This window comes from Serratia sp. CY47444, from assembly GCF_052168635.1.
GTDB lineage: Bacteria > Pseudomonadota > Gammaproteobacteria > Enterobacterales > Enterobacteriaceae > Serratia > Serratia bockelmannii.
On sequence record NZ_JBJNMH010000018.1, the window covers coordinates 85,795 to 112,344 of the forward strand.

The 26,550-nt window shown below is 61.3% G+C and carries 26 protein-coding genes; 15 read left to right on the forward strand and 11 right to left on the reverse strand.

What is annotated here, in order from left to right:
* Positions 1–80: 80 nt before the first annotated feature.
* The 8 genes from ACJ8IL_RS20225 to ACJ8IL_RS20260 form a co-directional block, all read right to left on the reverse strand.
* Positions 81–1,274 carry an ABC transporter substrate-binding protein gene (locus ACJ8IL_RS20225; protein WP_197781631.1) on the reverse strand — a complete coding sequence of 398 codons (1,194 nt, stop codon included), beginning with the start codon at positions 1,272–1,274 and terminating at the stop codon, positions 81–83.
* A gap of 29 nt (positions 1,275–1,303) precedes the next feature.
* Positions 1,304–2,332: a CobW family GTP-binding protein gene (locus ACJ8IL_RS20230; protein WP_442516793.1), complete on the reverse strand. Its 1,029-nt coding sequence runs from the start codon at positions 2,330–2,332 to the stop codon at positions 1,304–1,306.
* The gene (locus tag ACJ8IL_RS20235; protein ID WP_225735623.1) at positions 2,329–2,586 is read right to left on the reverse strand and encodes a hypothetical protein; all 258 of its coding nucleotides are present in this window, start codon (positions 2,584–2,586) and stop codon (positions 2,329–2,331) included. Before ACJ8IL_RS20235 ends, ACJ8IL_RS20230 begins: the two co-directional genes overlap by 4 nt.
* Before the next feature lie 68 nt (positions 2,587–2,654).
* Complete coding sequence (locus ACJ8IL_RS20240; RefSeq protein ID WP_025303434.1) at positions 2,655–3,401, reverse strand: SDR family NAD(P)-dependent oxidoreductase; 747 nt, start codon at positions 3,399–3,401, stop codon at positions 2,655–2,657.
* Positions 3,402–3,415: 14 nt separating this feature from the next.
* A complete protein-coding gene (locus ACJ8IL_RS20245) occupies positions 3,416–4,195 on the reverse strand; it encodes an SDR family NAD(P)-dependent oxidoreductase (RefSeq protein WP_197781630.1) in 780 nt (259 codons plus the stop codon).
* Between the two features lie 42 nt (positions 4,196–4,237).
* Positions 4,238–5,578, reverse strand: a complete 1,341-nt coding sequence (locus ACJ8IL_RS20250; RefSeq protein WP_060447883.1) for an MFS transporter — start codon at positions 5,576–5,578, stop codon at positions 4,238–4,240.
* 35 nt (positions 5,579–5,613) lie between these two features.
* A complete protein-coding gene (locus ACJ8IL_RS20255) occupies positions 5,614–6,495 on the reverse strand; it encodes a polysaccharide deacetylase family protein (protein WP_025303429.1) in 882 nt (293 codons plus the stop codon).
* Between the two features lie 65 nt (positions 6,496–6,560).
* Entirely contained in the window at positions 6,561–7,928 is a 1,368-nt protein-coding gene (locus tag ACJ8IL_RS20260; protein ID WP_197759397.1) for an amidase, read from the reverse strand.
* A 346-nt stretch (positions 7,929–8,274) separates the two neighbouring features.
* Between ACJ8IL_RS20260 and ACJ8IL_RS20265 the strand changes: the two genes are divergently transcribed.
* Positions 8,275–9,285, forward strand: coding sequence for a GntR family transcriptional regulator (locus ACJ8IL_RS20265; RefSeq protein WP_025303427.1), 1,011 nt, complete (start codon positions 8,275–8,277; stop codon positions 9,283–9,285).
* A gap of 79 nt (positions 9,286–9,364) precedes the next feature.
* On the opposite strand, the gene ACJ8IL_RS20270 is transcribed toward ACJ8IL_RS20265, so the two are convergent.
* Positions 9,365–11,278: a sigma-54-dependent Fis family transcriptional regulator gene (locus ACJ8IL_RS20270; protein ID WP_049203568.1), complete on the reverse strand. Its 1,914-nt coding sequence runs from the start codon at positions 11,276–11,278 to the stop codon at positions 9,365–9,367.
* A gap of 277 nt (positions 11,279–11,555) precedes the next feature.
* On the opposite strand from ACJ8IL_RS20270, the gene ssuD reads away from it, so the two are divergent.
* From ssuD to ACJ8IL_RS20310, 8 genes are all read left to right on the forward strand, one after another.
* Positions 11,556–12,728, forward strand: a complete 1,173-nt coding sequence (gene ssuD / locus ACJ8IL_RS20275; RefSeq protein ID WP_043143175.1) for an FMNH2-dependent alkanesulfonate monooxygenase — start codon at positions 11,556–11,558, stop codon at positions 12,726–12,728.
* Positions 12,728–14,107, forward strand: a complete 1,380-nt coding sequence (locus ACJ8IL_RS20280; protein WP_060447880.1) for an FAD/NAD(P)-binding protein — start codon at positions 12,728–12,730, stop codon at positions 14,105–14,107. Before ssuD ends, ACJ8IL_RS20280 begins: the two co-directional genes overlap by 1 nt.
* A gap of 84 nt (positions 14,108–14,191) precedes the next feature.
* Positions 14,192–15,598: an LLM class flavin-dependent oxidoreductase gene (locus ACJ8IL_RS20285; RefSeq protein ID WP_149570531.1), complete on the forward strand. Its 1,407-nt coding sequence runs from the start codon at positions 14,192–14,194 to the stop codon at positions 15,596–15,598.
* Positions 15,599–15,605: 7 nt separating this feature from the next.
* Positions 15,606–16,625, forward strand: a complete 1,020-nt coding sequence (locus ACJ8IL_RS20290; protein WP_147823981.1) for a methionine ABC transporter ATP-binding protein — start codon at positions 15,606–15,608, stop codon at positions 16,623–16,625.
* Entirely contained in the window at positions 16,622–17,326 is a 705-nt protein-coding gene (locus ACJ8IL_RS20295; RefSeq protein WP_016927110.1) for a methionine ABC transporter permease, read from the forward strand. Before ACJ8IL_RS20290 ends, ACJ8IL_RS20295 begins: the two co-directional genes overlap by 4 nt.
* A gap of 2 nt (positions 17,327–17,328) precedes the next feature.
* Entirely contained in the window at positions 17,329–18,204 is an 876-nt protein-coding gene (locus ACJ8IL_RS20300) for a MetQ/NlpA family ABC transporter substrate-binding protein (RefSeq protein WP_049295938.1), read from the forward strand.
* 183 nt (positions 18,205–18,387) lie between these two features.
* Positions 18,388–19,821 (forward strand): MFS transporter, encoded by a 1,434-nt coding sequence (locus ACJ8IL_RS20305; RefSeq protein ID WP_173890104.1) that lies wholly within the window; start codon positions 18,388–18,390, stop codon positions 19,819–19,821.
* 17 nt (positions 19,822–19,838) lie between these two features.
* Positions 19,839–21,056, forward strand: a complete 1,218-nt coding sequence (locus ACJ8IL_RS20310; protein WP_197781629.1) for an acyl-CoA dehydrogenase family protein — start codon at positions 19,839–19,841, stop codon at positions 21,054–21,056.
* An 8-nt stretch (positions 21,057–21,064) separates the two neighbouring features.
* On the opposite strand, the gene ACJ8IL_RS20315 is transcribed toward ACJ8IL_RS20310, so the two are convergent.
* A complete protein-coding gene (locus tag ACJ8IL_RS20315) occupies positions 21,065–21,700 on the reverse strand; it encodes a flavodoxin family protein (RefSeq protein WP_197781628.1) in 636 nt (211 codons plus the stop codon).
* A 115-nt stretch (positions 21,701–21,815) separates the two neighbouring features.
* Between ACJ8IL_RS20315 and ACJ8IL_RS20320 the strand changes: the two genes are divergently transcribed.
* From ACJ8IL_RS20320 to ACJ8IL_RS20330, 3 genes are all read left to right on the forward strand, one after another.
* Entirely contained in the window at positions 21,816–22,712 is an 897-nt protein-coding gene (locus ACJ8IL_RS20320) for a LysR substrate-binding domain-containing protein (RefSeq protein WP_197781627.1), read from the forward strand.
* A gap of 69 nt (positions 22,713–22,781) precedes the next feature.
* On the forward strand, positions 22,782–23,369 hold the full coding sequence (locus tag ACJ8IL_RS20325; protein ID WP_033635168.1) for a nitroreductase family protein: 588 nt from the start codon (positions 22,782–22,784) through the stop codon (positions 23,367–23,369).
* Positions 23,370–23,499: 130 nt separating this feature from the next.
* The gene (locus ACJ8IL_RS20330; protein ID WP_025303414.1) at positions 23,500–23,793 is read left to right on the forward strand and encodes a DUF2623 family protein; all 294 of its coding nucleotides are present in this window, start codon (positions 23,500–23,502) and stop codon (positions 23,791–23,793) included.
* 13 nt (positions 23,794–23,806) lie between these two features.
* Here the strand turns inward: ACJ8IL_RS20330 and ACJ8IL_RS20335 are convergent, their stop codons facing one another.
* Positions 23,807–24,376 (reverse strand): helix-turn-helix domain-containing protein, encoded by a 570-nt coding sequence (locus tag ACJ8IL_RS20335; protein ID WP_197781626.1) that lies wholly within the window; start codon positions 24,374–24,376, stop codon positions 23,807–23,809.
* Between the two features lie 38 nt (positions 24,377–24,414).
* On the opposite strand from ACJ8IL_RS20335, the gene ACJ8IL_RS20340 reads away from it, so the two are divergent.
* From ACJ8IL_RS20340 to ACJ8IL_RS20350, 3 genes are all read left to right on the forward strand, one after another.
* Complete coding sequence (locus ACJ8IL_RS20340) at positions 24,415–24,933, forward strand: GNAT family N-acetyltransferase (RefSeq protein WP_197781625.1); 519 nt, start codon at positions 24,415–24,417, stop codon at positions 24,931–24,933.
* A gap of 17 nt (positions 24,934–24,950) precedes the next feature.
* Entirely contained in the window at positions 24,951–25,391 is a 441-nt protein-coding gene (locus ACJ8IL_RS20345; protein ID WP_197781624.1) for a DMT family transporter, read from the forward strand.
* Between the two features lie 842 nt (positions 25,392–26,233).
* Complete coding sequence (locus ACJ8IL_RS20350; RefSeq protein ID WP_435967704.1) at positions 26,234–26,395, forward strand: zincin-like metallopeptidase domain-containing protein; 162 nt, start codon at positions 26,234–26,236, stop codon at positions 26,393–26,395.
* The last annotated feature ends 155 nt before the right edge of the window (positions 26,396–26,550 follow it).

The following is a 26,550-nucleotide window of genomic DNA, read 5'->3' on the forward strand; positions in this document are numbered from 1 at the left end:
GGCCACGGCAGGCCAATGGCCCGCAACAGATTGCGACAGATGCTAACGTTATGCTTGCAATTGCCTTCGGGCGCCGCCGGTCAGGCGCGAAGAAAATCCTGCCAGCGTCGTACCAGATAGTTATGTTCATCCATCACGGAATTCCAGACGGCAATGTGACTCATGCGCTGCTCATAGCTGCCGCCATCGCGGATTTCCCCCTTAGCGATGAGCGGGTTGCCGTAAGCGTCCGGCAAATCTTCACTGGCGGCTTTGCCTGCATACCAGTAATCCCATTCGGCGGCAGACAGGTAAGGCCGGCTGCGCTGAGGATTGGAAATATAGTACCCCTGCCTGGCCATCACTGCGCCCGGCCATCCGGATTGCCACCAGTTAAGGTAAGCATAGGCGGCGTCGAGTGTTTTACCGGTGGCGCAGCGTGAAAGCGACAGACCGCCATACCAGGCGCGGTAGCCTTCACGCGGCGTCGCCAGCCGGTAATCTTTTTGCCGCGAGTGATGACGAAAATACGTTGGCGCCCACAGGCTTTGGATATTGACGCGCGGATCGTCAATCAATCGGCAGGCTTCGTCCTGGCTGGTCCAGAATGCGGCGAAGTGCCCCTGGCGATGCAGCAGGGACAGCGCGTCGGTCAGGCTGTCTATCTCCTCTAGACTGAGGTTGCCAACGTTGGCGAAACGCGCGAGCCCTGCGCCTTGCGCAGCCAGAGCCGCATCCAGTCCGCCCATCGCCGCATCGTCCTGCAGCGCCGACTGGCCGGAAAATGCCGGATGCAGCAACCATCCCCAGCTTTCTTCTTCTTCGTGCAGCGCGGGCGGCAAGCGAGCTTCATGATAGGCGAAGCTGTCGGCGTTATGCGTCAGCGGCAGCATGCTGATGTGATCGGTGGGCCGGCTGTTCAGACTACGGTCATGTTGCACATACAGGCGGTTTACCGGCACGCTGCCGTCACCCAACCGCCCACCGGGAAACAGGGCGCCGAGTTTAGGTAAATCGTTAATCTCGTCCCAGTAAGCCAACCTCTTAATATCCAACGGCTGGATGGCTCGCGCCGGCCAGACAAAATCCACGTTGTGAAACCATTGGTCGTAGAGATCGTAACGCTCCGGGTGCATAACGGCGATACGCTGGGCGTCTTGCACATCGTGAATGTGATATTCGATATGCAATCCCAGATCCTGCTCTGCCCGTTGACGCAACAGTTCGAGCAAGGTCACCGAAGTACCCAATATCCGTAACGTGGGGCGACCGCGGGGTGAAGGTGTCGAGGTCATGAGGTGGCAGCTCCGTCAAAGGGGAGCCATCAGAAGGATGGCTGCGTAAAAGGGTGTAGAAAACGTTGAAAAGCGTTCTGCAGCCGCTTGGGGTCAAGGCCGCGCAGAATGAAGACCAACTGCGTGCGCCGCCGGCCGTCCGGCCAGGCGGCAAGATGTTCCGGGGGATGCAGACTGTGCTGCACGCCGTGGATCACCACCGGCGTATCGCTTTCCAGCACGTTCAGCATGCCTTTTATCCGCAGTATAGATTGTCCGTGGCAATGCAGCAGCATCGACAGCCAGACGGTGAAAGCCGACCAGTTTATCTGTTGCTCGAAGGTGATGATACAGGTCTCGGTGGTAGGGTGCGTCTGCTGCCCAGGCTTGCTGTAAGGTGCTGCCCCCTGTTTGGCCGGAACGGCCGGCCAACGCCGAAAACGCGTAGGCACCTGAGGCGAGCATGGGGTATCGAACAGGCTGAGATCGCCATTGGCCAATTGATGACTCATGGCGGTTTGCGCGAGCGGATTCAATTGCTGCAGGTACGCCAGTAACGCAGGCCCTTCGCCGGCCGGCACACGATCGGTCTTACTCAGCACCAGCCAGTCGGCGGCGCTGACCTGGGCCAACCATTCGGGATGATGGTTGGCTTGCTGCCAGGCATGTTCGCTGTCGATCAGCGTGACCATGGTACCGGGGGTGAAATGGTACTGTAACTGCCGGTCTTGCAGCAATGTGGCAAATATCGGTGCCGGATCCGCCAGGCCGGTGGTTTCCAGGATCACTTTGCTGAATGGCGGCACCTCGCCACGTTGACGGCGTTCATACAGCGCCAACAGCGCCTGTTTCAACTCGCCGCGGATCGCGCAGCAGACGCATCCTCCGGGCAACAGCACGGTGTCCGGTGCGATCTCTCCCAGCAGAAAATGGTCGATGCCGACCTCACCGAATTCGTTGACCAGCAGAGCGACATCATCCAGGTTCTGCCCTGCCAGCAAACGTTGAAGCAAGGTGGTTTTGCCGCTGCCCAGGAAACCGCTCAACACGTGTACCGGCAGTTTATCTTCTGGGCTCATGGCGCCTCCGCAGAGATGAGGGCGGTGAGATAGCGTTCATCGAGCGGGTCAATCGGCCGTTTCAGCAGCCGTTCGGCCTCTTGCCAAAGCTGATCCAGGCGGGTAACGATCGCCTGCTGTCCGGTAGCGCCGGCCAGTAGCCAACTGCTGCCGTGGATATCGCTTAGCGTCAGCTTTAAGGGGGCCAGAGCGCGATTCAGTATCGCCAGCTGTTGCAGCCGACGCTGGCGCATGGGCAGGTCAGAATGTCGCAACGGATCGCTCCATTGCGGCGTGTCGTTCAATAGTCCGCAGAGTCCGCACATCGTTCGGGGTTCTCCTATCAGGGCATCACATCGCCGGCGTTGGGCCCCAGCGTTTGGCCGACAAACAGGTTGCCGCCCGGCTCACTGGCCAGCAGCAGCGCCACCGGCGCGATTTCCTCGACCAGGCCGAACCGTCCCAGCGGCAGCTCATTTGCTTTGGCCTCTTTCCAGGCATCGCTGATGCCGGCCACCAACGGGGTCTTGATCGGGCCGGGTGCAATGGCGTTTACCAGCACATTGTCGCAGGCGACTTCAAGCGCCAGCGACTTGGTGAAGCCGATCACCCCGGCCTTGGCGGCGGCATAGTGGCTCAGTTCGGCGCCGCCTTTAATGCCCAATTGCGACGCGATATTGATGATGCGGCCCCAGCGTTGTCGGCGCATATAAGGCAGTGCGTGCTGCGAAGCGAGGAAAACGCTGCGCAGATCGACCGCCATCATCTCGTCCCACATCTCCAGCGTCAGTTCGCTGCAGGGCGCCTGGGTAAGCATGCCGGCGTTATTAACCAGAATGTCGATACCGCCTAACCGTTGCAGGCAGGCCTCCACGCCCCGTCGGGCGCCGTCCGGTTTGCCGACGTCGGCGACAGTGCCATGGCAGGTTGCGCCCTCAGCCCGACAGCGTTCGACGATAACGTTCAGCCCGGTGCCGTCGCGGTCGCTCAGCATCAGCGCTGCCCCCTCCCTGGCAAACAACAGGGCAATCGCGGCGCCTATGCCGCTGGCGGCGCCGGTGATCGTTGCGCGGCGGTGTTTCAGCATCATATTTTCCTCCCCGCTCACTCTGGCCAGCGAACCGTCAGGCCGCCGTCGATAATCAGGCTTTGTCCGGTGATGTACGAGGCCTCGTCACTGGTCAAGAAACGTATCAGGGCGGCGACCTCCTGCGGCCGTCCTACGCGTCCCAGCGGAATGCCTCGTGCGGCTTTGGCCAGGCCCGCCGGCCCCAGCGAGTGGGTTTCATCCAGCGACTGCGGCGTTTCAATCAAACCGGGGATCACCGCGTTGCAGCGAATGCCGCGTGGGGCCAATTCCACCGCCAGTGAACGACAGATGCCGGGGATGCCGGCTTTAGCGGCGGCGTAGTGAGCATGATCTTGCCAGCCGTAGACCCCACCGGCGATGGAAGATACCGCCACCAGGCTGCCGCCGCCGCGCATCTGGCCGATCGCCGCGCGAAACAGTCGCATCACGCCGCTGAGATCAACATTGAGCATTTCGTGCCACTGTTGGTCGCTCATCTCTTCCAGCGGTGAGCGGCGCAGCAGGCCGGCGTTGGCCACCGCATAATCGACGCGGCCGAAGTGTTCTGCCGCGCGCAGGGCAAAGGCTTCCACCGAGGCGGTGGAGGCCACGTCCAATTCCAGCCACAAGGCATCACCGCCGGCGTTGGCGACGCGCTCCGCCGCTTGCCGATAGTCGTGCGGATCCTGGAGAAAATAGCCGGCGGCGATCCTGATGCCACGGCGGGCATACTCTTCCGCCAGGGTCAATCCTATGCCACTGGCCGCACCGCTGATCAGCGCCACCGGTTGAGATGAAGATAATTTTTCAGTCATAAACGATTCCTCGAACATGAGGGGGCTCCCCCCCTCGAGCACTTAGTGCACGCTGTGCGGCGCCACATGGCGGGCGAACAGCATGATGACGCCGGAAGCGAAGCAGGGTACGGCGCCGAACCACAGCGCGGCGGTTTGCCAGTGGCCGCCGTCGCTGAGTACGGTGGTGGTACCGATGCCGGCGATAATGGCGCCGATCGGCCCCATCGCGCCGATCAGCGCGCCGGCCGTGGCGCGGATGGCGGTAGGGAAGCTTTCGCTGATGAAAAACAGCGCCGCCGCATAGGGGCCGATCAGAAAGAACAAACCGATGCTGTACAGCGCGACGATCGTCGGGAGGTTGCTGGGGCAGAAAAGCATCACGGCGAATGACACCCCGCCGATCATCCAGCCGACGGCGATGGTATTGCGGCGACCGAAACGATCGCCCAACCAGCCGTGCGTCAGGTAGCCGCAATAGCCCACCAGGTTGGACAGCACCAGAATCAGCAGCGAGTTGGCGAAGGAGACGCTGTGCACTTTAGTAAGAACCGTAGTGCCGAGCACGCTGAAGATTTGGATAGCGAACCAGTTGATCAGCACGGCACCGCCCAGCACCAATGTGGCGCGCAGCGAAGCGCCGCGGAATGCGGCTGACAGCCCGGCCTGCTGATGAGCGTCATAATCGACCTGGTAATCGCGAGCGACCTGCCGAGCTTGCTCGATATCACCGAGATGGCGCAGTTGATGAATGTGCTGGTGGATTTGAAACTGCGGAGTCTCTTTCAGTTTCAACGCCAGCAACGCGATGATAAACGACGGCAGCGCGGCGAAAATAAAACTGCCTTGCCAGCCTATGATCGGCATCAGCAATGCCGTCAGCGCCGAAGCGACCAGCGCGCCGACCGGCCAGCCGCCCTGGACCAGACTGTAGATGAATCCCTTGCGGCGATTGAGGGCCGGATCGTCGAGAGCGGCGTAGATCTCGGTGAGGTAGGTGGCGTTAACGGTTTGTTCCGCGTAACCGAGCCCGGCGACGGAACGGATGCCGATCAGCGCGCCTTTCCCCCAGGCACCGCCGATCGCAGTCAGCAGCGAGCAAACGGCGGCTCCCCCGACGGTAACGACGATGCCCAGCCGCCGGCCGAGTTTGTCGACCAACGGGCCGATAGCCAGCGCGATGATCGCGCCGCCTACCGCCACCCAGGTGGCCAGTTCGGCCTGTTCTACTTCGCTCCAGCCAAAGTGATCGCCGATTTCCGGCAGCAATGTGCCGAAAAGAATGAAATCATAGACGGCGAAGACCCAGGCGAAGAAAGCGATCCATGTTGCGAATTTGGCGTCCCTGATGGTTAATTGCTGGGGTTGCCAGCCGTTGACCGTTGTCTTTTTATAGAGGCTCATGTTTGCTGTCACTCATGCGGTGGAAAGCGGCAGTTTCAGACTTTGCGCGGCATGCGGCGCAGGTAGTCGTCGGCGATTTCATCAAAGGTCACGAAGCGAACCCCTTGATGGCTCTGGATGTGTTTGATCAAGCGTTCCAACATCAACAGCACCTGCGGGCGGCCGGAGACGTCGGGGTGGATGGTCATGGTGAAGACGGCGTAGTCGTGCTCGCGGTAGACCCAGTCGAACTGATCGCGCCACATCTCTTCGAGATGGCGAGGGTTGACGAAGCCGTGGCTGTTGGGGGATTTTTTGATGAACATCATGGGCGGCAAATCGTCCAGATACCAGTTGGCTGGGATCTCCACCAAATCGGTCTCTTCACCGCGCACCAGCGGTTTCATCCAGCTGTCGGGATGCTGGCTGTAGTTGATGCGGGTCCAGCTGTCGCCGACGCGGACATAATAAGGGTGGAAGTCGTTGTGCATCAGGCTGTGGTCATACTTGATGCCTTTCTTCAACAACAGTTCGTTAGTGACGTTGCTGAACTCCCACCAGGGCGCGACATAGCCGGTAGGGCGCTTGCCGGATAATTGTGTCACCAGCTCAATACAGCGATCGAGGATTGCCTCTTCTTGCGCCGGGGTCATGGCGATCGGGTTTTCGTGGCTGTAGCCATGCACGCCGATTTCATGCCCGGCATCTGCGACTGCTTTCATCTGTGCCGGGAAGGTTTCGATGGAGTGGCCGGGAATAAACCAGGTAGTGCGCAGGTTGTGATCGGCGAACAGCTTAAGCAAGCGCGGCGCACCTACCTCACCGGCAAACATACCGCGTGAAATATCGTCGGGTGAATCTTCGCCGCCGTAAGACCCCAGCCAACCGGCAACGGCGTCCACATCGACGCCGAATGCGCAAAGTATTTCTTTAGCCATGTTGTTATCTCCTGAGTGTGCGAACAATCGCGAGAGCCGGCCGCAACAGCAGCGGCCTGCGTGGGTTAATTCTGTTGCGTCAACGGATATTCGATACTGAGAGCCATCCGGAGCAGACGCTCATCGTCGCCGGCCGGCAGCGACAGCAGTACGCTGGTCGCCAGACCATCGCCATCATGGCCGGTAGGCATGGCAATCCCCGGCATGTCCAGCAGGCTGCCGGGCATGGTGAGCCGCAACGTGGCCAGATTGGCTTGGGCAAACAGCGCAGCGTCGTTTTCCAGTGCGGCCAGCGGAGGGGCAACGTGGGCGACGGTCGGCGTTATCAGCAGCGCACCGGCCAATTCATCGTGCATTTGCTGCTGCCAGCCGGCGCGCTGGCGCAAAAACTGCGCCAGCAGATCGGCGGGGAGCGTTTCCGCCGCCAGTAAGCGGCTGCGCACGCGCGGATCCATACTCTCGGCCAAGGGGCTGTGCAGACGTTCCCGATGCTGTTCCAGCGCTTCTGCGGCGCCCGGCCACCCTCGTTCGGCTACCCAGATGAGCGCCTGACGCAGCATGGCGACCGGGCGCTCGTCAATATGTGCGCCGGCCGCGCTCAGGCGCGCCAGAGCAGCCTGCAAATTTTGACGGACTGCAGGTTGTACGTGCGGATCGTGCAAGACATCGGGATCGACCCGCAGCGTCATGCCCGTGAGCGGATAGGGCGACAGCGGATGGGACGCGGGTACCAGCACTCGATCGAAAGCGATCGCGTCGCGAACGCTGCGGCAGAGGGGGCCGAGGGTATCCAGGCTGGGGGATAACGGAAAAACGCCGCGTCGACTATAGCGTTGGCTACTGCTGCGGTAGCCAATCAGTCCGTGAAAGGCGGCGGGTATGCGAACGGAACCGGCGGTATCGGTCGCCATGGCTATGGGGACGATACCGCGTGCGACCGCGCTGGCCGAACCGCTGGACGATCCGCCTGGTGCGCGAGCCGTGCCGTGGCGATCCAAGAGCGCAGGGGTGCCAAAATGTGGGTTGAGGCCAAGACCGGAATAGGCGAACTCGCTGAGATTGGTTTTGCCGATGCTGACCAGCCCGGCCTTCTGAAGCTGCGCGATCGTCGCCGCATCGTGTGTCGCCGGCGGGGCGGTGGCTAGGGTCGCGGAACCGGCGCTGGTTTGCGTTGCGGCCATATCGAGCAGATCTTTCACGGCCATGGGAATCCCGTCCAGCTCGCTGAGCGGCGCATTGCTGCGCCAACGCCGGGTCGCTTCAGCCGCTTCGCGACGGGCGCGATCCGGGGTCAGGCAGATGAAAACCGTTGGCGCTTCGGCGGCTGATGACAAAGCGTGTTCCACGAGTTCGCTCGGTGTCAGCGTTCCTTCGCGAAACGCGCTCGTCAGTTGGATGGCATCAGGGAAGGCATGCCCAGGGGTGTGATTCATAGGATGACCTTAAAATGTATCTTTTATTAAAATATACATTTTAAGGTAGCAAGCTGGATGCCAGGTTGTCATTACCCTTGGTTAAAATTCGTGCTGAGTTGTGATCGAAATGATAAATAACGTGTTATTTAAGCTGAAAATGGTGATGGGGGGCACGTTTTTCGTTGGTCTAGCACGGTATTGAAAATGTATTTTTATTTAAATTAGCCGTTATGGTGCATGCCGGGGGGCAATTGCCCTTAGAAAGGGCAATGACGGGATAAGAACGAGTGAGCGCCAATTTGGTGGGTGGAGTGTGCCATAATGCCAGTCACTCCATGGGGAACGGTGGTTGAGTGACGAGCTAATGGAAAAAACGAGAGTGGAGAAAAGCAGCGGTGAAACACGCGCCGGCGCGCGTTATGAAATGATCCGACAAACCTTGGATGAGGCCATTCGTGCGGGGTCGGTGCCCGCAGGGTTGGTATTGCTTGAAGGGCCGCTGGCGGACATGTTCGGTACCAGCAGGGTGCCGGTTCGCAAAGCGTTGGGGCTGCTCCATCAAGAGGGGCTGATAGCGCGTTTCGAAGGCCGAGGTTTCATCGTGACGCCTGAAGGGGGTGAAGTAGAGCCGCAGCGTTTGCCGCTTAACCGAGCCGTGTTGGGATTGTGCCCGCAGGAAGAATTGGTGGATACCCGTAGCACGAGTGAGAAGGTATTCAGCGATTTGCAGGAGGCGTTGTCTACCTGCATGGTGTTTGGTCACTACCAGGTCAATGAAGCCAGCGCGGCGGAATTTTATAATGTCAGCCGCAGCGCCATTCGCGAAGCGTTGATGAGACTGCGCGATCAAGGGCTGGTAGAGAAAGAGCCCTATGCGCAATGGCTGGCCGGGCCACTCACAGCCCGAGAAATCACCGATCATTATGAAATTCGGGCCTGTCTGGAGCCCGCCGCCTTGCTCAAGGCGGCACCCCATCTCTCGCGCCAGCATGTGTTAGACAGCCTGGAACGCCTGACTCAGCTGGAACAAGGCACATTTTCCCTGGCGAGCCTGGAGCGGGTAGAGGAAGACTTGCATATTCATTGTCTGGCGCCGGCGGGGAATAAAACCCTGCTGGGGGTGTTGCGTCAAAGCCAGTCGCCGCTCATCGTCACGCGTATTTTCTACGATATGCTGGGGATTAAGATTGAGGAAGCGATGTTGAATGAACACCGCCTGGTGTTGCAGATGTTGTTGCAGGGCGCTAACGACGCGGCTGCGCTGGGGTTGCAGGAGCATCTGCGCCGCGCACAGATGCGTACCTTGCAACGGCTGAAGGTCATTTCGGTATTGCCGGAACCCGCCTTGCCGCCTTACCTGTTGCGGCTAAGCTAGGTCTACGGTCGCGTTTATTCCGCCCGGGCCTGCGCGGGGCGGCCGATCTCGCCGCGCCGGAGCCTCCGGCGAGAGGGAGTCACATCGGCCAAACCGCCTCGCGCACGGCGATCGCTCTGGGCAGCAGCCCGAGGGCGTAGAAGCGGTCGGCGATGCTTTGCTGCTGGCGGATCACCTGTAAATCCATGGCGCGAACCTCGTGGCTGCGGCGCGACAGCGCGAGTTCCAGTGAGGCGCTCGCCAGCCCCAGTTCGTTGGAAAGGTGACGAGCGGCTTCTCTCGGCTGCGCGGCGATGTAGCGGCCGGTGTGCTGCAGCGCCTGCATCAGCGGCCGCAACAGATCGTCCGAACGCTCGGCGAAGCCGCGGCGCGCCAGGTAGAATTGCTGATTGAGCACCCGCTGGGTGCCGTCGGCGAGCACGCGCAGTTCCCCGTTGCGCTGCGCGTCGCTGAGCAGCGGATCCCACATCATCCAGGCGTCCACCGCCTGCAGGTCGGTCGCCGACAGCGGATACTTCGGCGGCGCGTAGACGATACGCACGTCGTTCAACGTCAATCCCTGTTCGTCCAGCATCTGCAGCAATAAATAGTGCACGTTGGAGCCTTTGTTGAGCGCGATGCGTTTGCCGCGCAGATCGGCGGCGCTGCGTATTGGGCTGTCTTGCGGCACCACCATCGCCACGCTCTGCGGCGCAGGCGGCTCAAAACCGACGTACACCAGCGCATTGCCCTGTGCCTGGGCGAAGATCGGCGGCACTTCGCCGGTGGTGCCGAAGTCTATCTCATCGCCGTCGAGCGCGTGCAGCAGCTGCGGCCCGGCGGGAAACTCGCTCCACAACACGCTGATGCGCTGTGTGGCGAAGAGCTGTTCCAGGCTTTGCCGCGCCTTGAGCACCCCGAGGTTGCCGAACTTTTGATAGCCGATGCGCAGTTCGCGTTCGGGCAGAGACGCTGCGGCGATGGCCGGTGAATGTGCGGGTGCGCCGGCGCTGCGACGGCGCGGTTTGATCAGACCAAGATGTGCCAAATGGGTGCGCAGGGTATTGCGGCTGACGCCAAGCAACGACGCCGCTTGCAGCTGGTTGCCGCCGCTGCTTTCGAAGGCGTTGCGCACCAGCGCATCCAGCACCCGTTGGTAAAGCTGTGCGCTGTCGCCTTGCAACTGCCGCTGCACAAAGCGGTCGATGGCGTCGTCGCTGCCGCCGTCGTTATCCGTCAGGCGATGGGTGAGCTGCAGTTGCTGCGGTGCGATCGCCCCCTCCTGGCTCAGCAAGACCGCATTATGCAGCGTGTTCTCCAGCTCGCGCACGTTGCCAGGCCAAGGGTAGTCCAGCAGCGCCTGCTGCGCTTCCGCCGTCAACCGCGGCAGTGGCCGTTCCAGACGGCGGGCGTACAGCGCAAGAAAATGTCTGGCCAGCACCGGAATATCCTCCGGCCGCTGGCGCAAGGGCGGTAAAGTCACCGCCGCCACGTTCAGGCGGTAATAGAGATCTTCACGGAACCGCCGTTGGCGAATCGCGCCGGCCAGATCGACGTGGGTGGCGGCGATGACCCGCACATCGATCTTCAGCGGTTTGCGCGAACCGACGCGGGTGATCTCCCGTTCCTGCAGCACGCGCAGCAGCTTGACCTGCAGCGACAGGTTCAACTCGCCGATCTCGTCCAGCAGCAGGGTGCCGCCTTCCGCCGCTTCGAACCAGCCCTGATGAGTGCCGACGGCGCCGGTGAAGGCGCCTTTCTCATGGCCGAACAGTTCGGCTTCCGCCAGGCTTTCCGTCAGCGCGCCGCAGTTGACCGCCAGGAAAGGTTGATGGCGGCGCGCGCTGTGGTGGTGCAGATAGCGCGCCACCACTTCTTTGCCGGTGCCGGTTTCACCGACGATCAGCACGGTGGCGTCGGTGGGAGCCAGCCGATCGAGCACGCTTTGCAGAGCGAGCGACGCCGGATCGATCAGCACCGGCTTGTCGGCGGCGAACGGTTGGGGATCGTACATGGGCGTCTCCTGTCTACGACGATGGGAAAAAAATCTTATCCCAGCCAATGGGCAGCCGCGAGAGGATAAAAGGCGCACGGTGCTGCATTGGCAACAGCTTTCCGCCGCTGCCTGCTGCCAATGCAGCAGTGTTTTGACGTCGATATTTCATCAATATATTGATATGTATTTGTTTTTTAACATCTGCAATGTGGCATGCATCCTGCTTTTCTTTTTATAACCAAGCAAAGTTTTTCTATCGATAAATACTGAAAATAGTTATATAGGAAAGGCATAAATGACTGAGTCAGTGAAAGAGCGCATCAACGTTTTCTGGTTTCTGCCGACCCACGGCGACGGCCGCTATCTGGGCACGGCGCAGGGCGGGCGCCCGGTGGACCTGCCTTATTTGCAGCAGGTGGCGCTGGCTGCCGACAACCTCGGCTATTACGGCGTGCTGATCCCAACCGGTAAAAGCTGCGAGGATTCCTGGCTGGTGGCGGCGGCGCTGGCGCCGATCACCCGCCGGTTGCGCTACCTGGTGGCGGTGCGCCCCGGCCTGCAGCCGCCGAGCCTGGCGGCGCGCATGGCGGCGACGCTGGATCGGCTGTCGGACGGACGCCTGCTGATCAACGTGGTGACCGGCGGCGATCCGGTGGAAAACAAAGGGGATGGCATCTTCCTCAGCCATGCCGAACGTTACGAAGTGACACAGGAATTTCTCACGGTGTATCAACGGCTGCTGCAAGGGGAGAAGGTGGATTTCAGCGGTAAGCATATTCGCGTCGAAGGCGCCGAATTGCTGTTCCCGCCGGTGCAGGAAAACGGCCCGCCGCTCTATTTCGGCGGCTCATCGCCGGAAGCGATCGACATCGCCGCTGGGCAGATCGACACCTACCTGACCTGGGGCGAACCGCTGGCTCAGGTGGCGGAAAAGCTGGCGGCGGTGCGCCAGCGCGCCGAGCGGCAGGGGCGTAAACTCAGCTATGGCATTCGCCTACATGTTATCGTGCGCGAAACTGAAGACGAAGCCTGGGCGGCGGCCGAGCGACTGATCGCGCATCTGGATGACGACACCATCGCGGCGGCGCAGCAGATCTTTGCGCGCATGGACTCCACCGGCCAGCGCCGCATGAGCGAGCTGCACGGCGGCTCGCGCGAGAGTCTGCGCATCGGCCCCAACCTGTGGGCCGGCGTCGGCCTGGTGCGCGGTGGCGCCGGCACCGCATTGGTGGGCAATCCGCAGCAGGTGGCGGCGCGCATACGCGAGTATCAGGCGCTGGGCATCGACAATTTCATCCTTTCCGGCTATCCGCATCTGGAAGAGGCTCACCGCTTCGCCGAGCTGGTGATGCCGCTGCTGCCGCTGGCGCAGTCGGCTCATCAGACGGCTCGCACGATCAATACCGGCCCGTTTGGCGAAACCATCGGCGGCGATCGTCGTCCCGGCCCGGCGCAGCGGGAGGGCTGATGGCGAAGCGTGCCCATATTATCGTTATTGGCGGCGGTTTCACCGGCGCGGCGCTGGCGATCCAGCTGGCGCGCGGAGCGGTGGATGTCACGGTGATCGAACCGCGCGCCGCGCCGGGCTATGGCGTGGCGTATTCGACCACCGAGCCGACCCACCGCATCAACGTCCCGGCCGATAGGATGCAGCTGGCGGATGAGCCCGCGGGGGATTTTGACCGCTGGTTCCGTCAGGGCGGCGGGCTGACGGCCGATCCGCAGGCGTTATGGCGCGACGGTAAGGCCTATCCGCAGCGCGGCGCCTTCGGCCGCTATGTCGAGGAGCGTTTTCATCAGGCGGCGCAGTCGGGCCAGGCCCGCTTGCGGCACCTGCGCGATCGGGCGCAGTACCTGCAGCCGCAGGCGCAGGGCGCGTCTGTCATCACCGCCGGCGGCGAACGGCTGTGGGGCGATTATGTGGTGTTGGCGACCAGCCATCCGCCGCCCGCGCTGCCGCGGCAGATCGCCCCGGAACTGGCGCGCGACGCGCGGTTAATCGCCAATCCCTGGGCGGAGGGGGCGCTGGATGAGATTGAACCCGATGAATCATTGGCGATCGTCGGCAGCGGGCTGACGATGGCCGATGCGGTGGCGGCGTTGCACCGCCGCGGGCATCGTGGGCCGATTACCGCGTTCTCTCGTCATGGCTTGTTGCCGCGTGCCAATGCCGAAGGGGAGTACCCGACGTGGTCGTTTACCCCGCCATCCGGACTGCGTGACGGGGTGCGGCAGGTGCGCCTTGAGGTGGCGCGCGCCGCTGGGCAACGGGTGCCGTGGCAGGCGGTGTTGGACGAGGTGCGCGCCCAGGGCCAGCGTCTGTGGCAAGCATTGACGCCGACCGAACAGCAGCGCTTTCTGCGGCATCTGCGCGCCTATTGGGACGTGCACCGCTATCGCATTGCACCGCAGGTGAGCACGTTGCTGGCGGAGCAACAGGCGGCGGGCACGCTGCAGGTATTGGCCGCTCGTTTGCGGCGGGCAGAACCCACGCCGCAGGGCGTGCGTTTGACGATTCTGCCGCGCCAGGGCGCAGAGCGGGCGCTGCAGGCGCAGCGGCTGCTGATCGCTACGGGTCCGGCCCATGCTGGCCTGATCGCCGCCAGCCCGTTGCTCAGCTCGCTGGCGGAGCAGGGGGCGCTGCGCGCCGATCCGCTGGGATTGGGGCTGTGGGTCAATGCCGACAGCCAGGCGATCGGCGGCGACGGCCTTGCCAACCCGCGCCTGCTGGTGGCCGGCCCGGCGGCGCGTGGCCGCTTCGGCGAACTGATGGGGCTGCCGCAGGTGGCGGAACACGCCCAAAGCGTCGCGCAATATCTGCTGGCGCGATGTCCGGCTGCAAACTGATCGTCCATTCCCGTTTTTAACACCCTAAGACCCCCCATCCGGCCCGGCTCCGCCCGTGGCCGGCAGATAATTGTGGAGCTCGCTATGTCATCGCAACGTGAAATTCGTCTTAACGCTTTTGATATGAACTGCGTCGGCCATCAGTCGCCGGGGCTGTGGGCGCACCCGCGCGACCGTTCCTGGCAGTATAAGGATCTCGAATATTGGACCGATCTGGCGCGCCTGCTGGAACGCGGCAAGTTCGATGGATTGTTTATCGCCGACGTGCTGGGGATTTACGACGTGCTTAACGGCAGCGGCGACGCGGCGATCCGCCAGGCGACGCAGGTGCCGGTTAACGATCCGCTGGCGCTGGTGACGCCGATGGCGCTGGTTACCGAACATCTCGGCTTCGGGTTGACCGCCTCGCTGTCATTTGAGCACCCTTATCCTTTCGCCCGCAGATTGTCGACGCTTGATCACCTGACCAAGGGGCGTATCGGTTGGAATATCGTCACTTCTTACCTGGAGAGCGGCGCGCGCAATATTGGCCACCGGGCGCAGACCGATCACGATGCGCGCTACGACTACGCCGATGAATACCTACAGGTGGTTTACAAGCTGCTGGAGGGCAGTTGGGAAGACGGCGCGATTTTGCGCGATCGTCAGCGGCGCATCTTCAGCGATCCGGCGAAAATTCATCCGATCAACCACAAAGGCGAGTTCTTCCAGGTGCCGGGCATTCACCTGAGCGAGCCTTCGCCGCAGCGCACGCCAGTGTTGTATCAGGCCGGCGCTTCCAGCCGTGGCAAGCAATTTGCCGCGGAGCACGCCGAATGCGTGTTTGTCGCCTCTCCTTCGAAAACCTTGCTGAAAAAAACCGTGGCCGATATCCGCCGCCGCGCCGCCGAGGCCGGGCGCGACCCGCGCAGCATCCTGATCTTCAACCTGCAGACGGTGATCGTCGGTGAAACTGACCGGCAGGCGCAGGAAAAATGGCGGGAATACAAATCCTATACCAGCTACGAAGGCGCGCTGGCGCTGGTGTCCGGCTGGACCGGCATCGATTTCGGTCAGTATCAGCCGGATCAGGTGCTGAAGCATCTGCACACCAATGCCATTCAGTCGGCGGTGGAAACTTTCTCCAGCGCCGATCCCAGCCGTGAATGGACCGTACAGGGCATCGCCGAATGGGTCGGCATCGGCGGTTTCGGCCCGCTGTTGGTGGGCGGCCCGCAAACCGTGGCCGACGAACTGCAGGCGTGGGTGGAGGAAACGGATGTTGACGGTTTCAATTTGGCCTACGCCGTTACCCATGAAACCTTCACCGACGTGGTGGAACTGCTTATCCCCGAGCTGCAAAAACGCGGAGTGTACAAGCGCGACTACACAGCGGGCACTCTGCGAGAAAAATTGTTCAATCAGGGGCCGCGCCTGGCAGAGCCGCACCCGGCGGTGGGCTACCGCTGGCCGACCGGCGCGCTCTTGGCCGATGCACTGAGCGTCAAGTGAGGATGCGATGATAGAGATTGAAGGATTGCACAAGGCTTACCGTGCGCCGGACGGGCGACGGATTGAGGTGCTGAAGGGCGTTTCGCTGCAGGTGCCGGCCGGATCGATTACCGCCGTGGTCGGCCCCAGCGGGGCGGGCAAATCGACGCTGGCGAAATGCATCAGCCTGCTGGAGCGGCCGAGCAGCGGCAGTATCCGGGTGAACGGCCAGGACTTGTCGCGGCTTGCGGGCGAGGCGCTGCGCAGGGAGCGGCGGGCGATAGGCACGGTGTTCCAGTCTTCCGCGCTGCTGCAGCGTAAAACCGCCTGGCAGAATGTGGCGCTGCCGTTGACCTATCTGGGCGTTGTGCCGCGCGATATCGACAAGCGGGTAAAGAGCCTGCTGGCAGCGGTGGGGTTGGCGGACAAGGCGGCGTTTTACCCGGCTCAGCTGTCCGGCGGCCAGCGCCAAAGGGTCGGCATCGCCCGCGCGCTGGCGCTGAATCCGTCGGTGCTGCTGGCGGATGAGGCCACCTCCGGGCTGGATCCGGACGCCACCGGGGCCATTCTCAGCCTGCTTAAACAGCTGCGCGATCGGTATGGCCTGTCGATCATCCTGATCACCCACGAGATGGATGCGGTGCGCGACGCCGCCGACGCGGTGGCCGAGATCCGCGACGGCGTGATTGTGCAGCAAGGGCCGGTGCGCGAGCTGTTGGCGGCGCCCGATTCCTCGCTGGGCCGCCAGCTGTTCCCGCTGAAGACGCTGGCGTCCGACGCCGCGTTGCGGCTGCAGGTGACCTATTCCGCCCGTCAGCCGGCGGCCATCGACTGGATCAGCCGCATCAGCCGCCAACTCGACCTGCAGATCGATCTGCTGGGCGGCCACGTTGAAGTGGTGGGCGGCAGCCTGGCTGGGCGGTTAGAGATTGCGGTGCGTTTTGGCGGCGGTTCGCGTTCGGTCGCTGAACTGCAGGGCGAGCTGCGGCGGTTGGGCATTCTCGCCGAGGTGCTGGAACAGCCGGCGGCCTTGCAGGAGGCGGTATGAAAAATCTGTCTGACAGCGTGATGAGCCAGGACACACCCTGGCGCGAGATCCATCGGTTGATGCTGCCGGCCTACGGCGAAACCTGGCTGATGGTCGGCATCGTGATGCTGTTTGTGGTGGCGATCGGCGGCGCCGTCGGCGTGGTGTTGTTCAATACCTCATCGCGCGGCTTGTTTCCGCGTCCGGCGCTGAATCGCGCGCTAAGCTGGTTAGTGAACATGGGCCGTTCGCTGCCGTTTCTGGTGCTGATGGCGGCGATTATTCCGTTCACCTTCTGGTTGACCGGCACCACCATCGGCATTCCGGCGGCGGTGATCCCGATGATCGTCGCCGGCATTCCGTTCTTTGGCCGGCTGGTGGAGAACGCGCTGCGCGAACTGCCGCCGGAGGTGACGGCGGTGGGGCTGGTGTCCGGCGGTTCGATCTGGCAGATAGTCACACGCGCGCAGCTCAGCGAGGCGCTGCCGGCGATCGTCGCCGCCATCACGCTGAACGTCATCTCGATGATCGAGTATTCGGCCATCGCCGGCACCATTGGCGCGGGCGGCATCGGCTATCTGGCGGTGGTGTACGGTTACCAGCGTTTCGACAATCACATCATGATCGCCACCATTGTGGTGCTGATCGCCACGATTCAACTGATTCAGTTTATTGGTGACCGCCTGGTCGCCGCGTTGCGTCATCATCAGGAAACCTTTTAATCATGCCTAATCACGATTTTGAGATAGTGAAGAAGAAACGCTGGCCGTGGCCGGTGGGTATCGCGGCGGTGGCGATTGTCGCCGCCGCGGTTTGGCACTTCAGCGCCGGCCAGCAGCAGACGGTGCAGTTCGGCAGCACGCTGAAAGTGCACTTTGAGCCGGCGATGGCCGGAGAGCAGCGGGTGATCGAGTACGTCGGCGACCATATCGCGCCGGATTACGGCCTCAGGCTGGAGGCGGTTGGCCTGCAGGATCCGGTGCAGGCCGATCGTGCGGTGGCGCAGGGGCAGTACGCCGCCACGATCTACCAGCACCAATGGTGGCTAAAGCAGGTGGTAGATGCCAACGGTTTTAAGCTGACCCCGACGCTGCCGGTGTTTCAGTGGGCGTTTGGCATTTATTCCGACCGCTATAGGTCGATCGCGGAGTTGCCGGACGGCGCGGAGATCGTGGTGCCCAACGACGGCGCCAATCAGGGGCAGGCGTTGTGGCTGCTGCAGCGCATTGGACTGATTGGGCTGGATCCGGCGATTGAGGCGCGCACCGCCAGGCTGAAAGACATTCGCGAGAACAAACGCCATTTTAACTTCAAGGAGCTGGATTTGCTGACCATGCCGCGCGCGCTGAATTCGGTCGATGCGGCCATTGGCTATGTGTCGCAGTTCGACGCCGGCAAGGTGCCGCGTGAGAAGGGCATCTTGTTCCCACCGGCGCCGAAAACCTTCGCCTCGCAGCTGGTGATTGGCACGCCCTATCTGCAGGACGAAAATATTCGCAAGCTGCAGCGGGCGTTTGCCGATCCCAGGTTGCAGGCGTGGCTGAAAAGCACCGACGACCCGCTGGTGAAAGGCGTGCTGGTGCCGGTCTCGGCAGAATAATCCCCGCCCGAAATGACCGTGATAAAGACCGGATTAACGCGCGTTAATCCGGCGTTTTTGTTACGCTGTAACCGTGTTTAATTTATTGATATTAATGATATTTATAGAAGAAATTGTTGTTTGTCGGCGTAATTTTTTCACCCTATAAACGAGGTGTCACCTGCCAATTACAACGAGGAAGCTATGAGTACCTTAAATATCGATACCGCGCCGCCGTTATCTGCGCCCATCGGCTCGGCCAGCGATGTGGCGCGTTTGATTAACCAGCGCAGCGAGAAAAATACCCATGCGCGCATGATCGTGCTGTTGGCGCTGGGCGGTGTTTTTCTCGATGCCTATGACCTGACCACGCTGTCTTACGGCATCGATGACGTGGTGCGTGAATTCAGCCTCAGCCCGCTGCTGACCGGGGTGGTAACTTCTTCGATCATGGTCGGGACCATTCTCGGCAACCTGGTCGGCGGCTGGTTGACCGACAAGTACGGCCGCTATCAGGTGTTTATGGCCGATATGCTGTTTTTTGTGGTTTCCGCCATCGCCGCCGGGCTGGCGCCCAACGTCTGGGTGCTGATCGGCGCGCGCTTTTTGATGGGTATCGGCGTCGGCATCGATTTGCCGGTGGCGATGGCCTATCTGGCCGAATTCTCCAAATTCACCGGCAAGGCCAACAAGGCGTCGCGCCTGGCGGCCTGGTGCCCGATGTGGTACGCCGCTTCGTCGGTGTGTTTTCTGATCATCTTTGCGCTCTATTTTCTGTTGCCGGCCGAATATGCGAACTGGCTGTGGCGCGCCTCGTTGATTTTCGGCGCCGTGCCGGCGCTGCTGATCATCATGGTGCGCAGCAAGTTTATGAACGAGTCGCCGCTGTGGGCCGCTAACCAGGGCGATCTGAAAGAGGCGGCGCGCATCCTGCGCGAGTCATACGGTATCGCCGCCCATGAGGCGGAACCTGACGCCGCCCAACCGGCGGTGGCGCCGAAGGCCAGCTTCCGCGTGCTGTTCCGCAAGCCGTACCGCGAGCGCACGCTGGTCGCCAGCGTGATGAACGTTTGCATTTCCTTTGAATACACCGCCATCGCCTTCTTTCTGCCGTCGATTCTGGCGCAGTTTCTCGGCGCCGGGGTGTTTGAAACTATCTCCGCTTCGCTCGGGCTGAACGTGCTGTTCGCCTTTACCGGTGGCCTGCTCGGCATGCGTCTGGCATGGAAGTATCCGTCGCGCCAGGTGGCGATCGCCGGATTTGCGCTGCAGTTTATCGCGCTGATTGCCCTGGCGTTGATCGGACATCCGCAGGCGGCGTTCGGCGTTGGGCTGGCGATCCTGATGTTGGGCCTATGGCTGTTCGCCGAAGGATTCGGCCCCGGCGCGCAGATGATGATTTATCCGGCGCTCTCTTACCCGACGGCGATCCGCGCCACCGGCGTCGGTTTCGGCCGTTCGCTGTCCGGTATCGGCAGCGCGCTGGCGCTGTTTATTCTGCCGATTTTGCAGGCGCGCTTCGGCACCGACATGTTTTGGATTGTTTCACTGGCGGCAGCGATCCCCATCGTCTTCCTGCTGATCATTCGCTTTGAACCGACGGCGCACGATATCGACGATCTGGCCGATCGCGCTTAACCACAGAGGACACTGACATGACGCAACACCTGTTATCCACCGGAGCAGACTACGCACAGCTGGCCGCGCGTTTTCGGCCGATCTTCGCCGAAATCGCCGCCGGGGCGGTGGAGCGAGAGCTGTCGCGCACGCTGCCGCATGAACCGATCCGTTGGCTGAAAGAGGCGGGGTTCGGCAGGGTGCGCCTCCCGCGTGAAAAGGGCGGCGACGGCGCTTCGTTGCCGCAGCTGTTCGAACTGCTGGCCGAACTGGCGGAGGCGGACTCTAACCTGCCGCAGGCGCTGCGGGCGCATTTCGCCTTCGTGGAAGATCGGCTGAACGCGCCGGACGGCCCGGAGCGCGATCGCTGGTTCGAACGCTTTCTCGACGGCGAGCTGGTCGGCAGCGGTTGGACCGAGATCGGCGGCGTGAAGCTGGGGCAGGTCAATACCCGGGTAACGCCGCAGGCTGACGGCTGGTCGCTCAACGGCGAGAAATTTTACAGCACCGGCAGTCTGTTTGCCGATTGGATCGACGTGTATGCCGAGCGCAGCGACAGCGGCGGCCCGGTGATCGCTTTGGTGAACGTCGCCCAGCCGGGCGTAGAGCGCGACGACGACTGGGACGGATTTGGCCAACGCACTACCGGCAGCGGCACCACGCGTTTTATTGATGCGCAGGTCGAGCAGGCGCACGTCTATGACTTTGCCGAGCGCTTCCGCTACCAAACTGCGTTCTATCAGCATGTGTTGCTGGCGACGCTGGCGGGGATCGGTCGCGCGGTGCTGCGAGACGTCGGCGAGGGCGTGAGGCAACGTAAAAGGATCTATAGCCACGGCAACGCCGGTTGGGTGAAGGACGACGTGCAGATCCAGCAGGTGGTGGGGCAAATCAGCGCCTGGGCCTATGCGGTTGAGGCGACGGTGCTAAAAGCGACTTCCTCGCTGCAGCAGGCTTATGAGGCGCATCGTTCCGGCGATGAAGCGCTGCTGCAGGCGCTTAACGTGACGGCGGAACTGGACGCCGCCAGGGCGCAGGTCATCGCCGGGGAGTGGGTGCAGCGCGCCGCCGGTGAATTGTTCAATGCGCTCGGCGCTTCAGATACCCGTACCGGCAAGGCGTTGGATCGCCACTGGCGCAATGCGCGCACGCTCTCTTCACATAATCCGGTGATCTACAAGGCGCGCAATATCGGTGACTGGGAAATTAACCGCCATACGCCGACCTTTATCTGGCAAATCGGCAGTGGCGGTTGAGGCCGTGGCTATTCCGTCCAAACCTGCGTGCTACGCGGGCTGTCCATCTGATAATCCGAGTAGGGGCGGGTGAAGAACTCGCGCCCCAACTCGCGGGCGGCCTGCAGCGGGTTGCGCGGATCGCGGGCTACCTCGCCGCGCTGGTTGCCGGCGCCGTGCACCAGCCCGACGAAGGCGGAATGGGTGTAGCGGCTGAACTCCTGGATCTGATGCACGATGCCCAGCGCCGAGCCGGGATAAGTTTCTTCCGACGCCACCGCCAGCCCGATGCGTTTGCCGCTCATGCGTTGGTGCACCTGTTCCGCCTGAGGGTAGGCGTTGGAATAGAAGCTGAACGAGCGATCGAAAAAGGCCTTGGTTTGCGCCGACATGCCGTACCAGTAAATCGGCGTGCAAAATACCGCGCCGTCGGCCGGCAGGAAGTGCTCCAGGAACAGCTCGGCGTAGCGATCGCCCGGCGGCGGCGTATGGCGTTCATCGCTCAGAAAACCGCTCAGGTAATCATCGAGAAAATGCAGGCTGGCGACGGTGCCGGCTTCGGCGGCGCCCACCAGGATCGCCTGCGCCAGCGTGGCGCTGTTGCCGTCACGGCGTGGGCTGCCGACCAGCACAACCAGACGTTTGGATTGATGAGTTGTATTCATGTCATGTTCCTCGGTATGAAGTGAATTCAACCCTACTTTAGAAACAAGTGACGGCAGGCGACAAATGACGGCTTTTCTGCCAGGATGAATCCAACTCACCTAGAGGGATTTCGCCATGTTCGCCACGCTGCCCGTCAACGCATTACGCACCTTTGAATCCGCCGCTCGCCTGCGCAGCTTCAAGCTGGCGGCGGCCGAGCTGGCGGTGACGCCGACGGCGATCTCGCACCAGATTAAAGCGCTGGAGCAGCAGTTGGGGTTTGCGCTGTTCGAGCGAGTGCCGCGCGGCGTGCGGCTGACGGCGAAGGGAGAAACGCTGTTCGCCGGGGTGCACGGCGCGCTGCTGGACATCGCCGCCACGCTCGAAGGCCTGCGGCCGCAGCCCAGCAGCGGCTCGCTGTGCGTCTCGGTGACGCACTCTTTCGCGGCGCTGTGGTTGGTGCCGCGCCTGGGGCGTTTCTACCAGGCGTACCCGCACTATCTGGTGCGCCTGGAGGCCTGCGCCGAGGTGATCGATCTGCAGCAGGACGCCAGCGTGGATGTGGCGGTGCGTTACAGTCGCGCACACTATCCCTCGCTGCATCAGACGGCGCGGCTGGAGGAGAGCTTTGGCGTTTACGCCGCGCCGGGGCTGGCTGCCGCCGAACCGGAAAATCCGGTGCTGATCACCGTGAAGTGGGGGGATTCTGCGCTGTACGACAGCGGCTGGCATGACTGGTGCCAGGCTGCCGGCGTGGACTGGTGGCAGCGCCATGCGGCAATGCGCAGCTATCACGAGGAGCATTACGCCCTGCAGGCGGCGGTGGCCGGGCAGGGGCTGGTGCTTGCCAGCTCGGTGATGGTGTCCGATATGGTGGACAACGGCCTGCTGGTCGCATACCGGCCGGAGGTGCGCGTACCGGGCGCCGCCTACAGCGTGCTGTGCGCGCCGGGGCGCGAGCGGCATCCGCCGGTCAGGGCGTTTCTCGCCTGGCTGCAGCAGGAGCTGCCGCAGGGCAATGGCACGAAATAAAAGTTTTACCGTCCTAAGCTGTGGGAATATCAGCGAACTTTTGTTTTTACTTCACTGCGAGAACCTATCATGAGCCAGCCAAGAACCTCCGATTACCCGATTGATGCGCAATTTATCGAGCGCTGGTCGCCGCGCGCGATGGCCAACGACGCCATCGACGATCAAACGCTGCTGAGCTTTTTTGAAGCGGCGCGCTGGTCGCCTTCGGCCTACAACATTCAGCCGTGGCGCTTTGCCTACAGCAAGCACGGTTCCGACAGCTGGGAGAACTACCTGGAGTTCCTGATTGACTTCAACCGCGGCTGGGCGCAGCACGCCTCGGCGCTGGTGGTGATCGTATCCAAAACCACCAGCCTGAACGGCGAGCGGCTGGTGGACAACCCGACCCATGCGTTCGACACCGGCGCCGCCTGGGCCAGCCTGGCGCATCAGGCGCACCTGAAAGGCTGGTTGACCCACTGCATGAGCGGCATTCACCACGACAAGATCAAAGCGGCGCTGCAGCTGCCGGACGACTATGCGGTGCACGCCATGGTGGCGATCGGCAAGCCGGGCGACAAAGCCCGTCTGCCGGATTTCCTGCAGGAAAAAGAGGCGCCGTCGGGCCGCCTGCCGCTGGGCAAGACCGTCAGCGAAGGGCTGAATTTCACGCTGTGATTGCCCGCTTTCCCTCAGGCCCGCTTGGCGGGCCTTTTTTATGCGGCGAGTAAAACTTAGGGAGTATGTTCTCGTTCGTTCATTCGCTGTATATTTTGTTATATAGCGATTGCGTGATGAGGAGGAAACCGTGGGGGATCATTTTGGCAAAGGGCTGTTGGCGGGGTTAAAGGCGGAGAACCTGAAGCCGGAGGCGGAGCTGTCGCGCTTTTGCTCCGACTACAAACGCGGCTTTGTGCTCGGCTATGCGCACCATTTGGCGCAGCGCTGCGGCGACGAGAACCGGGCGGCATTCGAGGCCGGGCAGCTGAGCCGCGCCTATGGCCTTGGCAGTGAGCCGATGAGCGAGTTCTTTTCCGGCGGCGACAGCCGGCTGGCGGAGAAGTTTTTCCGCGCCGGCTATAACCGACCGGCGCAGGGCTAGCGCAGACGAGCCATCAGGCGGCGCTCAGCACCGCCACCATATACACGCACGGTTGGTCGCTCTGGTTTTCAAAGCGGCAGTCCGCCGGTGGGCCAAGCTCCAGGCAGTCTCCCTCGGCCATGTCATGGCGCGCGTCGCCCTCAAGAAAGACCAGCTCACCGGATAAAACCCAGATCAGCTGGCGCTTGAAGGCATACACCGAAGCCGGCATCGGGATCGTCGCGCCGGCCGGCAGTTCGATGCGCACCAGATCGAGCGGCAGATCGGTGCGTGGCGACACGTGGCGCCGCACGTAGCCGCTCTCCGGATCGACCCACACCGGTTGATCTTCCCGGCGCAGCAGCCGGCCTTCCTGCGTTTCCGCCCGGGCGATCAGCTTGGACATGCTGAGGCCGAACGCGCCCGCCAGTCTACCCAACAGCATCGCCGTCGGGCTGCTCTCGCCGCGCTCGATCTTATGAACCATCGCCCGTGAAACGCCCGCCCGTTCGGCCAGATCGGACAGCGACCAGTGGCGCGCCTCGCGTTCAATGCGAATGCGTGCGCCGATCAGCTGATTTAGATTGTCTAATTTAATATTCATATCGTAGTATTATAGTGGACAATTGGCCGGGGTAAACCATGATTATACGAAATGCGACGCTCAACGATAGCGCGGCGATTGCCGCTATCTATAACGACGCGGTGTTGAACAGCACCGCCATCTGGAATGAACAAACCGTGGATGCGGTCAACCGCGCGGCGTGGATCGGCGAGCGGCAGGCGGCGGGCTACCCGGTGCTGGTGGCGGTGAACGGCGCGGACGAGGCGATCGGCTACGCGTCGTTCGGCGACTGGCGCGCCTGGGACGGCTATCGCCATACCGTAGAACACTCGGTGTATGTCCATCAGGCGCATCGCGGCGCCGGGATTGGCAAGGCGCTGTTGATCGCCCTGATCGCACGGGCGCGGGAGATCGGCAAGCACGTAATGGTGGCCGGCATCGAATCCGGCAATCAGGCGTCGATTAAGCTGCATCTGGCGCTGGGGTTCCGCGACGTGGGGCGCATGGAGCAGGTGGGCGCCAAATTCGGCCAATGGCTGGATCTGACGTTCCTGCAGCTGACGCTCGACGAGCGGGCGGCACCGCCGACGCGCTGACCCCGGGAGGCAGGGCGATGAATATGCAGTTACTGCTGATCGCGGCGGGGATGGGGCTGGTGGTGCAGAATCTGTTGATGGTGCGTATTACCGAAAGCGTTTCGACCATCCTTATCACGCTGGTGATCAACTCCAGCGTCGGTTTGTTGCTGCTGGTGGGGTTGCTGCTGGCCAAAAACGGCCTCGGCGCGGTGGCGGAAGTGACCGGCGCCGCCAGGTGGTGGATGCTGTTACCGGGGCTGCTGGGATCGCTGTTCGTGTTCGCCGGCATCCTGGGCTACCAAAAACTGGGCGCGGCGGCCACCATCTCGATCCTGGTCGCCAGCCAGCTTTGCATGGGGCTGCTGGTGGACGTCTACCGCGCCGGCCCGGCGGCGCTGCGCGAGAATCTGCCGGCGCTGTTCGGCGCCTTGCTGCTGGTGGCGGGCGCCTATCTGGTGGCGAAACGCAGCTTTTGACGGCGGCTGAAATGCAAAAAGCCCGCTCGGGTTTCCCTGAGCGGGCTTCTCTAAATATGGCTCCTCTGACTGGGATCGCTTTTGCCAGTAACTGGCTAATAAATAAGCTAATGAAGAATTCCCTGCCTGTCAAGACCACCAGAATGACCACCAATAATGTAAGTTACCACCCAACGAATCGGAAAATCGATACTGGAAAAACATCTAAAAAATATGGACAGTTTTTATTAACCACTACAAACTGAACAACAATGGAAAGTGCATCAAGTAATCCACTTGATTTGCCACATTAGTCGGGACGTCATTGGCACAATTAACAGGATCAATTATGAGCCTGATTTCATCGGACTGACCGGTTTCAAGTCTTGTCACGAAAACCAGAATAAAGTTGATAACACGTTACTTCGCGTAGGTTTGGACACCTCCTAAAAGGTGGTCTTGCCAGAGGAAAGGTTAGCACGACACAAACGCTATTTTTTTATGTCACTCTGTAGAATAAAAACGATGCTGGGGAAGTAGAACATACCCCGATGCTTAAATCATTCATCGTGTTTAACGTTAAGCAGATCTACGATCTGCCTTTGTTTGCTGAGAAAGTTAACAGCGCTGGTAAAGTCGAGCCGTTGCCAGAGGTTGAAAATCTTTTCCAGAGTAGTGGCGAGAAAGGACAAAACGTTTTTTTGTGATTCTTAACCGATGAATTCCGGTTATCTTAGCGCAGCTTTTTCTGATGCCGTTAATTCTACGCCATTGTACTGCATAAACTGGTGCAATGGAGTTGCAAAGGCGGCCAGAATAGTGACATGAAATGGAATTTGCAGTGAATATTATGCTTAGAGGAATTGATCACCGAGGTGGGAAGTGCGTTAGCGATGGCTGATTTGGGGGTTACCGGACATGTACAGCAAGAAAGCTATATTGTAATTGTATCTTGGCTCAAAGTACTAAAAAATGAAAAAAACTCTATATTTTCAATGCGACCCCCAAAATACATAGTTACTTAATGGTGCAAAATATTTGGTCGTGAACAGGTTTTTCTGAATTAGAACCTCAGGTTCGGATCACTGTTCAATAGTTTTTAGTTGAGCACCAAATAAGTCATTAATTGCATCGACTTTAAAGTGTTGTGCACTAACTTTTGTTACTGGTTTATTTAATG